This is a genomic window from Nitrosomonas sp. JL21, from assembly GCF_009833095.1.
Lineage (GTDB): Bacteria > Pseudomonadota > Gammaproteobacteria > Burkholderiales > Nitrosomonadaceae > Nitrosomonas.
In genome coordinates this window covers 1-16,008 of the sequence record NZ_QRCB01000056.1, presented here as the reverse complement: position 1 = coordinate 16,008, position 16,008 = coordinate 1, and the positions used below count along the sequence as shown (strand labels likewise).

Annotated in this window: 7 protein-coding genes and 1 pseudogene; 6 read left to right on the top strand and 2 right to left on the bottom strand. The window is 50.9% G+C overall.

The features are described from left to right. Positions 1-649: 649 nt before the first annotated feature. A pseudogene (gene istB, locus ABF87_RS13950) lies at positions 650-1,288 on the bottom strand (IS21-like element helper ATPase IstB). A gap of 57 nt (positions 1,289-1,345) precedes the next feature. Then, a complete protein-coding gene (locus tag ABF87_RS14850) occupies positions 1,346-1,585 on the bottom strand; it encodes a hypothetical protein (protein WP_205012709.1) in 240 nt (79 codons plus the stop codon). Positions 1,586-2,363: 778 nt separating this feature from the next. Here ABF87_RS14850 and ABF87_RS13940 point away from each other — a divergent pair. The 6 genes from ABF87_RS13940 to ABF87_RS13915 all read left to right on the top strand — a co-directional run. Then, positions 2,364-2,879 (top strand): sigma-70 family RNA polymerase sigma factor, encoded by a 516-nt coding sequence (locus ABF87_RS13940; protein ID WP_160829729.1) that lies wholly within the window; start codon positions 2,364-2,366, stop codon positions 2,877-2,879. A 110-nt stretch (positions 2,880-2,989) separates the two neighbouring features. Next, positions 2,990-3,205 carry an MbtH family protein gene (locus ABF87_RS13935; RefSeq protein WP_160829728.1) on the top strand — a complete coding sequence of 72 codons (216 nt, stop codon included), beginning with the start codon at positions 2,990-2,992 and terminating at the stop codon, positions 3,203-3,205. Between the two features lie 12 nt (positions 3,206-3,217). Beyond that, the gene (locus tag ABF87_RS13930) at positions 3,218-3,955 is read left to right on the top strand and encodes an alpha/beta fold hydrolase (RefSeq protein WP_160829727.1); all 738 of its coding nucleotides are present in this window, start codon (positions 3,218-3,220) and stop codon (positions 3,953-3,955) included. A gap of 333 nt (positions 3,956-4,288) precedes the next feature. Further along, entirely contained in the window at positions 4,289-9,592 is a 5,304-nt protein-coding gene (locus tag ABF87_RS13925) for a non-ribosomal peptide synthetase (protein ID WP_160829726.1), read from the top strand. Further along, positions 9,589-14,181: a type I polyketide synthase gene (locus ABF87_RS13920; RefSeq protein WP_160829725.1), complete on the top strand. Its 4,593-nt coding sequence runs from the start codon at positions 9,589-9,591 to the stop codon at positions 14,179-14,181. The genes ABF87_RS13925 and ABF87_RS13920 overlap by 4 nt, the downstream gene beginning before the upstream one ends. Positions 14,182-14,240: 59 nt before the next feature. After that, positions 14,241-16,008: condensation domain-containing protein (locus ABF87_RS13915; RefSeq protein WP_160829724.1), on the top strand; the 1,768-nt coding region annotated here is incomplete at its 3' end.

The following is a 16,008-nucleotide window of genomic DNA, read 5'->3' as shown; positions in this document are numbered from 1 at the left end:
TTGAAACTGGGTATGTAGGTGCCGCTTCAGCGGCTCGCAAACAGCCCCTTTGAGGGGCTCCAGCGATAAGCCTCCAGCTCTGCCGGAGGTAATTTAACTTAGGGCGGCGAATTCCACTTCATCAATGTTGCGCAGATGTTTGATATATGTACGTCGGCGAACAGAAAAACAGCAAAGATAAGAGCAAAATTCTTTCAGTATTCATCCTGCCATTTATGATGAATCAACCGCGCCAGCCAGAGCGTACCCCTTTCGCTTAGCCGGATGGCTGGATTGCCCTAATGCGTATCTTCCCTCTCAACCTCCGATCTGGCGCATTAGGGCATTCTAGAATTGGTAACCGAATATTCGTAAAGTCAAAAAAATAAACCTCAACAACTTCGAGAGAAATTTCCCATTGAATTGTTCATATCCGACAAAAGTTAGACGTATGGCCAGGAGATGATTACTTCTTCATAAACTTTTGAGCAATTATGAATCCCGCAACTAATGCAATGATCGAATAAAAAATAATGTCTATTAAATCTGTCATATAAGAAAAGAATATGTGTCAATTAACACCCAAAATTTACCACCTATCAACATTCAAAAGTTTCCAGTTTAGAAGTTGCACAATTTAAATTTCGAGAGCTCTTTTGCGATGTTTAAATCAGTAAGAATCGTTACCAGTTTCGAGGATATCACAGTGATGGGTAATTCGATCAAGCAAGGCGGCGGTCATTTCTTCATAACCGAAGACTTGTACCCACTCAGTGAAATTGAGGTTAGTAATAATAATCAGTGAAGTCTTCTCATACAAATGGCTAATAAGACGAAATAACAAAGCACCGCCAGATTCTAGGAATGGTAGATAGCCTAGTTCATCGAGGATAACAGCATCGATCTGGATAAGCCGTTTGGCAAGTGAGCCGGATTTGCCTAGTTATTTTTCTTTTTCCAGTTGATTGACCAGATTAACGGCATTATAAAACCGAACACGCCTTCCCAGGTGAATGGCTGAAACTGCCAAAGCGATTGCCAGATGGGTTTTACCCGTTCCTGTGCCGCCAATAAAAATAAGATTGTTTGCCTGATCCACGAAACTAGCGGTAGCCAGTTGCTCTATGCAATTCTTGACCAAAGGATTTTCCGCCCAGTCAGAATGGATAAGATCACGATGGTGTGGAAATTTGGCGGCATGCAATTGATAGTGTAGGCTGCGTGCCTTGCGATTTGATTGTTCGGCGGCCGATCCAGCCAGATTTCGGGCATAACCGGCTTTTGTCGTGCATTTCCTTCGATCTACCATTCTTGCCAGGCGACAGCCATGCCATGCAAAGAAAGCGCTTTTAGTTGCGCCTGACAATCAATGACCATAGCGCATCCTCCGCAAGCTATCATTAGCGGCTGCGGTCGGCACACTGTAACGGTTATGGTCAACCTTGATCAGACAAGTACTGGAAACCCGCAGGGTCTTTTCTACATAGCTATCAAATGTAGCTTTAACAGGAATGAGTAACGGTTTTTCTTTGTCAAAACAATCAGCAATGGTACGTCCGGTTTGCTTTGGATGCCTACGCCCCCCCCCCAGCTCTTCGCAACGCACAGCCAACCACGCATTGAGTTCAGCGAAGCTATCGAACCGAGGAGCGGGTGTAAATAGCCATTCCCTGATGCCGCCACCTGATTCTCAACCTGATCTTTCTCCTAGCCAGATTCCGGTGTGCAGGCTACAGGTTCAAGCATATAATGATTTGCCAGGGTGAGCGCCGGTTAAATCGACGTTCCTTGCCGGTAAATATGGCATCAGCCACAGTCTTGAGATTATCGTAAATCATCCGCTTAGGTACGCCACCAAAGCAAGCAAACGCCCTGATATGCGCATCAAATACCATTTCCTGCGTCTCACGCGGGTATGCCGCTAAAACATTCGTCGACTGTGAGCTAGTCGGAAATGGGCTACCTTGATCGTTTGCAGTAGCCGAATGCGCTACTTTTCACAACCGGCTTTGATAAAGCCGCCAGATTTCCTGGCGATCCAATAAAGTTAATTCAGTACGTTTGTGTATGTTTATCTACAGTATCCTCCTAAATACTGTAAACAACGCTAAAAATTCTTACATCAGAGCACCTTAAGAGCGTTGCTTCCCAGTTAAAGAAATTTAGTGAGGCTAAGGAAAATATATAATCTTGATAGTAATGATTTACATTTCCATTATTAATTTCTAAAATTAAATTCCTAGCCAGCCAACGTAAATTTAAGATTGTTTGTCAGCCAGCTATTCCATTATTTTCGGTGATAGCACTATGGTTGAAAGAAATAATTTTAAGTATCTAGTATTACTTAAATTTCCGCTTCCTTCCCTTGTTGTCTGATTTAAATTATGAAATCAGAAGATGAATGGATTCTACAATTGAATGCGGTATTTATTGAGCATCGAATGAAACTGCGGCGAGCTGCATACAGTATTTTAGGAGACTGGGACCGCGCCGACGATGTAATTCACGATGTTTACCTGAGAATGCAGGCTAGCCTTCATAGTCAATCTAGGATAAAACAACCCGTTGCGTATTTAATTCAAATGGTTCGAAATATGGCGATTGATCAATACCGTCGTTCGATGTTCGAAATGGATTTATTTGCAAGCGAGGACGAGGGATTGTTGATCCCCGATGTTGTATGCGCTCCAGATATTTGCCTGATGCATTCTCAAGATTTGAACGCAGTTACGAAAGCATTAAGTCAATTACCTGATAGGACTCAAAAGGTATTTGAATTGTATCGGATTTATGGATATACGCAACTCATGATTGCTGAGGAACTTAATATATCTGTTGCTTTGGTAAACAATCTGCTTCATACGGCAATTCGTCATTGCAAGAAAATGCTTCCCAGTTAGAGTTGGTAAATTACTATAAAAAAATATTTTTTGAAATTTTCATAAATTTGATCGTCTATTAAGAATAAGAAGCATTCTTATTCTTAAATTCAATTTATGAGAGAAAAGTAATGACGAGTTGTTTTGATCGTGAAGATGGCAGATTTGGAGTATTGGTAAATCATGAAGAGCAATATTCGATCTGGCCCGAATGGAAAGCAATTCCAGGAGGTTGGCAAGATACGGGGTTTAGGGGCGATAAAAAGGCCTGCTTGACTTATATCGAAGAGGTTTGGACCGACATGCGTCCGCTCAGTCTGCGGCAGTTCATGGACAAGACGGCGTAAGCGAGTATGGGGATGCCGTCTCATGTAGCTCTTTATTGTTTACCGTGCGCCGGGGCCAGTGCGGTGATGTACTTGCGCTGGAAAAGATTACTGCCTTCCTGGGTCGAACTGATTCCCGTCGAATTGCCTGGGCGTGGCAGCCGGTTGGGTAAAAATCCACAAGAAAATTATCGCCGGCTGGTTGAGATCCTGAGTCAAGAAATTCAATCGGCTGCGAAGGAAAATTATGTGCTTTTCGGCCATAGCATGGGCGCATTGCTGGCTTATGGCATCACCCGTCAGCTGTATCAATTGACAAGTCGATTGCCTGATGCGTTGCTGGTCTCCGGGTGTGAGGCGCCAGTACGGCAGGATGGTGAGCGCTATCGCCGAATTCGCACAGAAGCTGCGCTAGTTGCAGATTTAAAAAAACAAGGCGGTACCCCTGAAGAAGTATTCGACAATCCGGAATTGCTGGCCATGATAGTGGATTTACTGCGAATCGATTATCGCGTGTGCGGCAGTTTTGAGTACCTTAAAGAAGAGCTTCTTTCGATTCCGATTCATTGCTTTGGCGGCAGGTCTGATTCGATTGGCACGGATAACTTGAGTCTATGGCAGCAGGAAGGCAGTCAAATTTTCACGCTTGATTTGTTCGATGGTGGACATTTTTTTCTGCGTGAATCTGAAGCTGCGTTCGTGCATGTTCTTATGAAACGAATGCAAGAGAGTCAAGTAGGAAAGATGAGTGATTCCTCTGCAGTGGCTTGAGGCGGTGTCCGCGAATATCAATAGGTGGGGATGCAAATTCGCAATTATCACAGCACCATGAGCTTGTTACGAATTACTCCTCATGATGCACGAGAGCACCCAAAAGCATGGTTTTCGCGGTTTCCGAGCGCACTCCATCGGATGGTGTTGGGGTGTGTGGGCAAAGCGTATGAGAATCTTATCAGAGCGAATTTCCATGCCAGTTTCGGCAAACCCTATCCATTGGTTTTGGTTCGCCAACTAAATAACTATTCCTCGCGATGAAACAGAGCATTTTCATATTAGAAAATATTCTTCATTTTCAATGAATAAAGCGTATCAAGTATAAATGTTATGAATACAAGATTGATTCCGAATCGTGCTTTTCCGGTGAATCTCGTAACGCACTTGCAAGAGTTGGCCCGGGTTAGGCCCGAGGATACCGCTTTGATCACGGTATCCGAAGTGAATGGTGTTTCGCGGGAACAACGTTTCGATTACCGCCAACTTGATCAACGCGCCAAAGCTTTCGCCGCTGAACTGCAGGGTCGTATGACGCCTGGCGAGCGCGTGTTATTGCTGATGGAAAATGATGAGTATTATGTGATCGGTTTTCTGGCATGCCTCTACAGCGGTCTCATCGCAGTACCGGTATTCCCGCCGGAATCAATCAGAGAACAGCATATGGCAAGATTGCGGGCAATCGCGGAGGATGCCCGCGCACAGTACATCATTACCACCAGTAATGCGTTAGCTTTGTTGAGTGATCCACACACGAGGCAATTCACCGATCTTCCCGTGTTGACTGTAGATACTGTCGAAATCAGCCGTTCGGAAGAGTGGCGAACTTTTGAACCTTGTTCTGAGGATATCGCATTTTTACAATATACCTCGGGTTCTACGGCAATACCGAAAGGTGTCATGGTCAGTCATCATAATTTGATGGTAAATGCGCGGGCATTTGAAGAAGGCATGTCAATCTGCGCCGACGATATCTTCGTTAGCTGGTTGCCGCTATATCACGATATGGGGTTGATCGGGGGGTTATTGCAGCCGCTGCACCGCGGTGTGCCGGTCATTCTGACGACGCCGAAGTTTTTTATCGAACGTCCGGTACGCTGGTTGGAAATCATTTCTCGTTACCGCGCTACTGTCAGCGGTGCACCGAATTTTGCTTTCCAATTATGCGTCGAGCGGGTTCGGGATTCGCAACTTCGGGAACTTGATTTGTCATCGTGGCGTGTCGCATTTTGTGGGGCAGAACCCATCCGGCGCGATACCCTGCAGGCATTCACCAGCCGCTTTGCATCTGCCGGTTTTTCCGCAGGCACAATATATCCTTGCTATGGCTTGGCGGAAGCCACGCTGTTTGTGACCGGCGGCATGCGCGGGGAAGGTATGAAATCGCATGAATTTTCTCCGCAATCTCTAGCACAAGGCAAAGCGGAAGTGGCGTCAAACGGCGTGTCGGTGGTTGCGTGCGGTTTTCCGGCTTCGAATCATTCCATCAAGATTATCGATCCAGGCGATTTACGGCCATTACCGGATGGTCATGTCGGTGAAATTTGGACTGCGGGAGATAGTTTAGCGCAAGGCTATTGGCAGCGTTCGAGGGATTCTGAGGACACTTTTTTATGCCAGGATGGCTTACGTTGGCTACGCACGGGCGATCTTGGCTTTATTCATGCGCGGCAGTTGTATCTGATGGGGAGATTAAAGGATCTCATCATTATTCGTGGGCAAAATCTTTATCCGCAGGATATCGAATTACTCATTGAAAACGAAGTGGATGCCGTGCGTAAAGGTCGAGTGGCCGTGTTTTCGGTGGATCTGGAGCAAAGCGAAGGCATTGGTGTCGCGGTAGAAGTGTCGCGTAACATGCAAAAGCTGGTGGTCGCCGAGACCTTGGTCAATCTGCTAAACGAGGTCGTCAGCATGGCCTGCCAAGAACCGCTGGTCGTGGTGGTGTTACTCAATCCTGGCGCGCTGCCGAAAACATCGAGCGGCAAATTGCAACGGTCGGCATGCCGCCAGGGTTGGCTTGATCGCAGCCTGGATGCGTATGCTATCCATGAATCCGGCCATTTCGTTTTGGGGGGCGGCAATCAATTGCCTCAGGTTCTGACGGACAAAACCGAGCAAGCCGTGGCGGCAATCTGGGGTGCGGTGCTGAACCGCTCCGGATTGAGCCGGAACGATCATTTCTTTGCGCTCGGAGGCAATTCACTCAAGGCCGTTCAGGTAGCGGCACGTATTTCCCAGCAATGGGGCATTCCTTTTACTACGCGTAGTCTATTTCAATTTTCCCGACTGCACGAATGCGCGGCGGAAATCAAGCGACAGTTTGCTGAGCATGGCAAGCAATCGATCTTGGCTGCTATTCCTCCGCTAGTGCCCAGACCTAATCATATCAACACCTTGCCATTGTCATTTGGTCAGCAGCGCCTTTGGTTCTTGTGGCAATTGGATCCTGCCAGTACCGCCTATCATGTGCAGCATGCGATCAGATTGACAGGGGCATTGGATAAGCAAGCGCTGGATGCAAGTTGGCAGGATTTGATCGATCGACATGAATCGTTGCGCACCATTTTCCGCACGACCAACGCCGATTTGGTCGAGCAGGTGATTTTGCCGGCAGTTTCTGTGACGATCAGTAAAATCGATATGCAGGATCTCACTATCACTCAGCAAGAGCAGCGCATCAGTGAGGAAACAGAGCATTTTATTACGCAGCCTTTCGATTTGACACGAGACCCACTGCTCAGGATCGCGTTGATTCGGGCGGCGCCTCAGGAAAACATCCTTGTGTTGGTGATGCATCACATCGTTGCGGATGGCGTTTCGATACAAATTCTGCTTGATGAATTGGCGATATGTTATCAAACCCGCACACAGGGGAAATTACCCGATCTATCACCGTTACCGGTGCAGTATGGCGATTATGCGCTGTGGCATCGGCAGTGGTTGGATGATCATGAAAAAGACCGGCAGTTGTCGTATTGGAAAAACTATCTGGACGGTGCGCAAACGGTGCTGAAACTACCCGTCGACGGTACTCGCAAACCCGTTACCCATTACTGGGTGACGCGTCATCGTGTTGATTTTCCGGTAACAATGATGAAAAAGCTGCGTCAAGTAGCCGTAGATCGGCATGCAACGCTATTCATGACATTATTCGCAGCGTTCCAGGCGTTATTATTCCGTCAAACCGGACAGCAGGATATCTGCGTCGGCGTTCCGATAGCGAATCGCAATCGCATCGAAACAGCGGGGTTGATCGGGTTCTTTGTGAATACGATAGTGTTGCGAAGCCGATTGCACGGACGCATGACACTGAATGAATTACTGCTTCAAGTGCGTGAAGACGTTGTAAATTCCCAGATTCATCAGGATCTTCCGTTTGAGCAATTGGTGGAAGCATTGCATCCACAGCGCGATCTTCGACATAACCCATTATTCCAAGTGACCCTCAATCATCTGCAGCAGGACTATCGACAATTACAGCGCTTGTCCGGATTGCAGATTGCGGAGTACCCGCTTCCCGAGCAAGAAGGACAATTGGAGTTCAGGTTGGAAACGGTTGAATTGCCCGATGGAACTATCAGTGGTCATTTTATTTACGCCACTGACCTGTTCAGCCTGATTTCGATAAAGCGGCTGGCGAGTCATTATATGCAAATTCTGCAAGCGCTGACGGAGGATCCCAATACGCCGATAGGCAACATCGAACTACTTGATGACGAAGAGAAACGCATGCTTGCCGCCTGGGGAAACGGAACAGATGAGCAAATCCCTTTTTTACCGGCGCATCACCGCATCGAACAGCAGGCGCAAGAGAATCCACAAGCACTTGCGGTGATTTCCGGTGGTGCTGAACTAAGTTACGGCGAGCTCAACACTAGGGCCAACCGCTTGGCGCACCGTTTAATCAGTCTGGGCGCGAGACCGGAAATGCGTGTCGGTATCGCCGTAGCGCGTGACTCGATCGAACTGATCGTCGGATTGCTCGCCATTCTCAAGACCGGCGCCGGTTATGTGCCCCTGGATCCCGGCTATCCGTATGATCGACTGGAGTACATGCTCAACGACAGCGATATTCGCCTGCTATTGACTCAATCGCATCTGATGACACAGATGCCGGTGAAGGAACGATTGCATGTGCTCGATCTCGATACCATCGACTGGCAAGCAGGTTCAAATGCCAATCCAGTTGTAGCGCTGCATCCCGATCATCTTGCCTATGTCATCTATACTTCGGGATCGACAGGCCGACCCAAAGGCGTGATCGTGGCGCATGGGCCGCTTGGCATGCATCTCTCTGCGATTGGACGCAGATATGATGTGCGCCGCGGCGACCGTGAACTGCTATTTTTCTCGATGAACTTCGATGCTGCTGTCGAACAATGGATCACCCCATTGACCGAAGGCGCGACGTTAGTGCTTTCTTCCATTGATCATCTCGACGGTGAGATTTTTGCCGAATTGATGGCTCGCCATCAGATTACGACTATCCATCTGCCACCGGCATATTTGCGCATGTTATTGCCTTTTCTCGATAGCCGGCATTATGGAGTGCGCACTTGCATTTCCGGCGGAGAAGCATGGCATGCGGCTGACGTAGCAGCGGTACGGGCAATTTTTCCTCACGCTCGTTTAGTAAACGCCTACGGACCGACCGAAACGGTGATCACGCCGACGGCCTGGGTGGCTGCGGTGGCAATGACGGATACCGACGTGTCGCAGTTGGGTGAATATGCACCGATTGGTCGACCCGTTGGCAATCGCGCAGCCTACGTTCTTGATACCGAACTCAATCCGGTGACACCGGGCGCGGTCGGTGAACTCTACATTGGAGGATCCGGTTTGGCTCGTGGTTATCTCGATCGACCCGGTTTGACGGGTGAACGGTTCATTGCCGATCCGTTCATGCAAACGGGTGGCCGGTTGTATCGCACCGGAGATTTGGTGCGCTGGCGTAGCGACGGGCAGCTCGAATATCTGGGACGAGCCGATCAACAAATCAAATTGCGCGGTTTCCGCGTCGAGTTGGGAGAAATTGAAGCGCAATTACTGACCCAGGACAGTGTGCGCGAAGCAGTCGTGATCGCCCAGGAAGGGCCACAGGGTTTGCGATTGGTAGCTTATGTGATCGCTCGTGAGGCTGCGCAGCGAGATGCCGCGGCTTTGAAAATGGCGTTAGCGGATGTGCTGCCCGATTACATGCTGCCCGGAATATTTGTTTTTCTGGACAAATTACCGCTCACTCCGAATGGCAAGATTGATCGAAATGCTCTGCCTCAACCTACACAATCGGAAAATTCTGATTATGAGCCGCCGGTAAGCGCGATCGAAACCGTCATTGCAGACCTATGGGGGGAGGTTTTGCACATTCCTCAGGTTGGACTGCACCACAATTTCTTTGATCTGGGCGGACATTCATTGTTGCTGATCAAAATCAAGCAGGGTTTGGAGACCAGCCTGAATGTCCAAGTCAGAATCGTGGATCTGTTCAGATATACCACCGTGGCAAGCTTGGCAAAATTCCTGAGCCAGGGTGAAGTTCATTCGACTTCGTTGCCGCAGCATCAGCAAAGAGCGCAGCGGCAACGAAGTACATTCCTATCAAGAAGACCAAGAACGGAGAGAATACATTCATGAATACTGTCGAAGAACTGCCGGATGGGGCGGATATTGATATTGCGATCATCGGCATGGCCTGCCGCTTTCCCGGCGCGGATGATATCGATTCATTCTGGCGCAATATCCAAGGCAGTGTCGAATCGATTGCGTTTTATACCGACGAGGAGTTGCGCCAACGCGGTGTTTCTTCAGAAACCTTGTCTCATCCCCATTACATCAAAGCGGGCGCTCATCTGGACAATGTCGATGCTTTCGACGCCCAGTTCTTCGGATATACGCCGCGGGAAGCGGCGGAAACCGATCCGCAGCATCGTTTGTTTCTTGAAGTGGCATGGCAGGCTCTGGAAGATGCCGGGTACGATGCCGCGCGTTGTTCATTGCCGATCGGCGTGTATGCTGGCTGTGGCGTAAACACCTATTTGATGATGAATCTGATGGGAAATGGCCGCCTGGCTGATAAGCAGGACATTTCGGCATTGCAGGGACTGATGAACGGTAATAACAAGGATTCGATGACGACCACCGTGGCCTATAAGCTCAATTTGCGCGGCCCTGGAATTACCGTGCAAACCGCTTGTTCGACATCCTTGGCAGCAACACATGTCGCATGCCGGGGACTATTGAATCATGAAACCGACATCGCGCTGGCTGGCGGAGCGTGGGTTAATTTGTTACATAACGGCGGTTATCACTATCAGCCGGGCGCCATCTTGTCACCCGATGGGCGCTGCCGTGCATTCGACGCCAAAGCAGCGGGAACGGTGATCGGCAGCGGTGTCGGCATTGTCGTGTTAAAGCGGCTGGCTGATGCGATTGCGGATGGCGATACCATTCATGCGGTGATCAAAGGTTCTGCCATCAATAATGATGGCTCGGCCAAGGCAGGTTACACCGCGCCCAGCGTGGAAGGGCAAGCGGAAGTGATCCTGGCGGCGCAGGCGATCGCAGGGGTATCTGCGGACAGCATCAGCTATATCGAGGCGCATGGCACCGGCACCACATTGGGCGACCCGATTGAAGTGGCGGCACTGACGCAGGCCTTCAGAGCATCCACTCATCGGCGAGGCTATTGCGGCATCGGTTCGGTCAAAACCAATGTTGGTCACCTCGATGCAGCAGCAGGTGTGGCGGGACTGATTAAAACGGTATTGGCGCTGAAGCACCGGATTTTGCCGCCCAGCCTGAATTTCGACCAGCCCAACCCGCAGATTGATTTTTCGTCGAGTCCTTTTTACGTCAATACAATCAGCAAGGATTGGCCGCGCAATGCTACGCCTCGCCGGGCTGGCGTCAGTTCATTCGGCATCGGCGGTACCAATGTTCATATGATCGTCGAAGAAGCGCCGCGGCTGAATCCTTCCGATCCATCGCGCGATTGGCAAGTGCTGATGATATCGGCGCGAAGCCCGGAAGCATTGCAGAAAGCAACGCAGCGTCTGCATAATCATATGGTGGATCATACTGAGCAGTCTCTGGCAGATATTGCGTATACGCTCCAGGTCGGTCGTAAGCATTTCAACCATCGGGCAGCGGTGTTGTGCCGAAATCGCGAAGAGGCTCTGCAGATATTAAAGCAGCCTGAAAGCCATCATGGTTGGTCGCAGGCCTTAGCCTCGGAGCGGCACTCGGTCACCTTCCTGTTTCCGGGTCAGGGTGCGCAGCATGTCGACATGGCGCGCGACCTCTATCACAATGAACCGGTTTTTCGCGCGGAAATGGATCGTTGCCTGGCATTGCTGCAACCTCAACTGGATTCTGACCTGCTCGCCTTGCTCTATCCAGCCGATGACGATGGGCGCAGCTCGGCATCCCTGCGGTTGGAACAAACAGAAATCACGCAACCGGCGTTGTTCATCATCGAATATGCGCTCGCCAAATTGTGGATGACCTGGGGCATTCAGCCTTCTTCGATGATCGGTCACAGCATTGGAGAATATGTGGCGGCGTGCCTGGCAGGGGTATTGTCGTTGCAGGATGCCCTGCAATTGGTGACCCTACGCGGACGTCTGGTGCAGCAAACGGAGTCCGGCGTCATGCTGACGGTGATGTTGTCCGAGTCCGAACTAGCCCCATACTTGACCGGAGACTGCGATCTGGCCGCGGTGAATGGTTCGGCATTATGCGTAGTATCTGCGCAACCTGCGGTCATCGACCGGGTTGAGAAAGATCTGACCGATCATGGCGTAGTCTGCCGCCGCTTGCATGTGTCGCGCGCTTTCCATTCGCGGACTGTCGATTCGATATTGCCCGCGTTTGTCGACATGGTCGCCAAGGTCAAACTGCATCCGCCTAAAATTCCTTTCATCTCGAATGTCACAGGCGATTGGATTACGCCGCAGCAAGCCACCGATCCTGATTATTGGGGACAGCATTTGCGCGGCACGGTGCGGTTCAGCGATGGTCTGGACAAAGTGTTGAGCCAGCAAGCGCAGGTATTGCTGGAAGTCGGGCCGGGCGAGACATTGACCATGCTGGCGCAACGTCATCCGTCGGCCGGGCCGGAACATCTCTTGCTGGCCTCATTACCGCATCCCAACAAAACCCATCTGGCACAGCAGCATTTTTATGCTACCGTAGGTAAGTTATGGCTAAACGGCGTGGAAATCGATTGGCAGGGTTTCTATGCGCATGAGCGTCGGCATCGCATTTCATTACCGACTTATCCGTTCGAACGGCAATCTTACTGGATCAAGTCCGAGACGGGGGAGTCGGGATCTATCGCTGCGGGCAATGGGCCAACATTGCACGGCAGTCTACAGGCATCGCGTACGCTCAATGACTGGTTATATGTGCCGGTGTGGCAACGCGCCGATATGGCCATCAATGCCATTGATGCCGAATTGGCCAATTTGTCCACCGGCTGTTATCTCATTCTGGGCGACGAACAAGAATTCTGCACCGCGCTGGTCGGGCACCTGGAACAATTGGGCATCGAAGCGGTGATGGTTTCCAACGCAACCGGGTTTCAGCAGATCGGTGCACGCAGCTACACCGTTGATCGGGATCTGCCGGGCGATTTCGATCAGTTGCTGCAATGCCTGCAGGTTGAACAGAAGGTCATTGCGCAAGTTATTCATTTATGGAGCTTGAGTGGCCACCAGGCTGGATCGTCGCAGGAAAGCCTGAGCAGGAATTTTTACAGCCTGCTGAATTTCATCAAATCGCTGGAAAATCATCAGCGTGTGATTGCTCCTGGAAGCACCACCGGTATTACCATAGTGACCGATCAGTTAGCGGATGTCACTGGTGTTGAGGCGCTTTGCCCGGAAAAAGCGTTGCTGTATGGCCCCGCTAAAGTCATTCCGCAGGAATATGCCAATCTTCACTGCCGTATCGTCGATGTTGAATTGCCGCAGTTGACTGGTATTGTGCACACGCGCCTGATCCGGCAAATCATCAACGAAATACAGCAAAATTCAAACGACACTACGATAGCCTACCGCGGCCCTTACCGCTGGGTGCCGAGTTATCCTTCATACCAGCCAGTGACTGTGATCCAGAATCGCCTCAGGCCAGAGGGCGTTTATCTGATTACCGGCGGTTTCGGCGGCATCGGCCTGACACTGGCTTCTTATCTGGCGCGTAACCTGCACGCAAAATTGGTACTGCTCGGACGATCTGCTATTCCGCCGCGCGAGCTCTGGGAGACGATTGTATCAACTACAGATAAGCACGCCGCCGTACGCAGCCGAATAGAACAACTCCTGCAACTGGAAACGCTGGGAGCGGAGGTATTGCCACTGCAGGCCGATCTTGCCAATCCGGACGAGCTGAGCGCGGTCGTTGCCGCGGCACGCCGCAAGTTTGGCGCGATCCATGGGGTCATTCATTGCGCGGGCGAAGTCAGCAACGGCTTGATGTCAACCAAAACAGAACAGACGATAGCACGCGTCATGGCGCCGAAAGTTCAAGGCATGCAAGCTCTGCGTGCGGCGTTTGAAAACGATTCGCTCGATTTCATGATGTTGTGCTCGTCGCTTGCGACCATTGCGGGCGGCATGAATAAAGTCGACTATTGCGCCGCCAATGCCTATCTGGATGCGGTAGCGCATGCCGCGTACCGGACTTCGGCTTATCCAGTGATTTCAGTGAACTGGGATAGCTGGCGAGACGTCGGTATGGCGGCAGATATGGAGATGCCGGAAGGCATCGGAATTGCTCCCGCAGACGGCGCAGCGATTTTCGAGCGGATTGTCAATGGTCCGAATGTGCCGCAAGTCATCATTTCTACCCTTGAGTTGGGTGCGAGATTGCATCAATCCACGGAAGAATTGCTGGCACAACCGCTGTCTTTAACTGCCCCTGCGGAATCAGGAAGATTCCCACGACCACCACTGCCGATTCCGTTCAAATCTCCTGACAATGACATAGAAAGCAGTATCGCCGAGATCTGGCAAAGCCTGTTGGGAATTGACGCGATCGGTGTGAACGACAATCTGTTCGAATTGGGGGGGGATTCGTTGCTGGGCGTGCAAATGTTATCCAGAGTGAGAGCAGGTTTTTCGGTAGAACTGCATCCCGCCGATTTTTTTCGATCTCCGACGATCGCAGCTCTGGCGGTGTTGGTCGAGACAAAGCTGCTCGATGAAATTGAATGCCCGTCGTGAAGAGCGGGCACGCATAACGTAATCACGAGGGTGTTTTACTGAAATAACCAGGAAAATGTATGGCAGAAAATGATGATCTCGCGCAACGGCGCGCGCGACTGACACCTGAGCAACGTCGACGATTGGCGCAACGCCTGCGGGCAAACAACGATTCCTTGCAGCAAGCCACGGAGGGGAACATCAAGCATCGACCAGAAGATGTTCCTCTCCGTCTTTCCTATGCGCAGCAACGGCAGTGGTTTCTCTGGCAACTGGATCCTGACGATACCGCCTATCACCTGAGCAGTGTGCTGCGATTGACCGGTAAGCTGAATATCGAAGCCTTACACGCCAGCTTTGACGCGGTAATGATGCGCCATGAATCGTTACGCACGGCAATTTCAATCGATGCGACAGGTGTTCCAGTGCAGATCATTGATGCAACTGCAACGTTGAATCTGCTAGAAATCGATGTCAGCAATTTTCCCCCTGAGCAGCGTATTCAGCAAGCGCGCGATGAAGCGATGCGAATCAACGCGACGGAATTTGATCTCACGCGTGGCCCGCTGCTGCGTGTTGCGCTGATCCGGTTGGCTGCGGAAGAACATCATTTGGTCGTGGTCATGCATCACATCATTTCCGATGCATGGTCGAATCGCATCATCGTCGATGAGTTTGCCGCGCATTACCGGGCCCATGCCGAGGGGCGAACCTTAGCACTGTCCGCCTTGCCGATTCAATATGCTGATTACGCGCTATGGCAGCGCGACTGGTTGGAGGCGGGGGAAAAAGATCGTCAATTGAGCTACTGGCGCAAACAGTTGGGTGAGCAGCATCCGGTATTGCAAATGCCGACCGATCATCCTCGCTTAGCAACGCGTAATTATCGTGCGGCGCGGCACAGTGTGACGTTGCCGGCGACGATGGCTCATCGGCTGCAGCAACATGCCAAAAGCCACGGGATGACGATGTTTGTGGTGTTGTTGTGCGGCTTCCAAATGCTGTTGCATCGATGTACCGGACAGCAGGATATCCGTGTCGGCGTACCCATCGCCAACCGCCATCGCATGGAGATTGAAAAGGTGGTCGGGTTGTTCGTAAACACCCAGGTGTTGCGCAACGTGATGGATGACCGGATGCCATTGCAGGGTATTCTGGAACTTACCCGTGACGCGGCTTTGAACGCGCAAACGTATCAGGATTTACCGTTCGACCAATTGGTGGAAGCGCTGCAGCCCGAACGAAGCCTGCACCAGAATCCGCTGTTTCAGACGATGTTCAATCACATGCGAGAAGATTATCGTGCCCTGCAACAATTACCTGGCCTGACCGTTGAAGAATACGAGCTGGGCGAGCACGGCGCTCAATTTGAACTGATGCTGGACACGATAGAAAAACCGGGTGGATCGATAGAGGCGCGGTTCACTTTTGCTGACGAATTGTTTGAACGGCAAACCATGGAACGGCTGAGCAGACAGTATGTCCATCTATTGAACCAATTGATGGAGCATCCTGATCACTGCCTCGGCGACGTTAATTTTCTGACTGAAGCGGAATGGAACCAACTCAGAACGTGGGGAAGCCATGAACCGCGATATGCCGAGGCCGAGCTAATCCATCGTTTGATTGATCGGCGTGTGACCGAGCAACCGGATGCCGTGGCGCTGATTTTTGAAGACATCGAATTGAGTTATGCGCAACTGAACCGGCGCGCCAATCAACTGGCGTACCGGTTGATGGCGCTGGGTGCGAAACCGGAAAGCCGGGTCGGCATTGCGATCGAGCGCTCGGTCGACATGATCGTCGGCCTTTTGGCTACGCTCAAAGCCGGCGCGGCGTACGTGCCGC

Bases quoted from the DNA above. Each gene is read 5' to 3' on its own strand.
- ABF87_RS13940 (WP_160829729.1), top strand. From the start codon at position 2,364: ATGAAATCAGAAGATGAATGGATTCTACAATTGAATGCGGTATTTATT.
- ABF87_RS13935 (WP_160829728.1), top strand. From the start codon at position 2,990: ATGACGAGTTGTTTTGATCGTGAAGATGGCAGATTTGGAGTATTGGTA.
- ABF87_RS13930 (WP_160829727.1), top strand. From the start codon at position 3,218: ATGCCGTCTCATGTAGCTCTTTATTGTTTACCGTGCGCCGGGGCCAGT.
- ABF87_RS13925 (WP_160829726.1), top strand. From the start codon at position 4,289: ATGAATACAAGATTGATTCCGAATCGTGCTTTTCCGGTGAATCTCGTA.
- ABF87_RS13920 (WP_160829725.1), top strand. From the start codon at position 9,589: ATGAATACTGTCGAAGAACTGCCGGATGGGGCGGATATTGATATTGCG.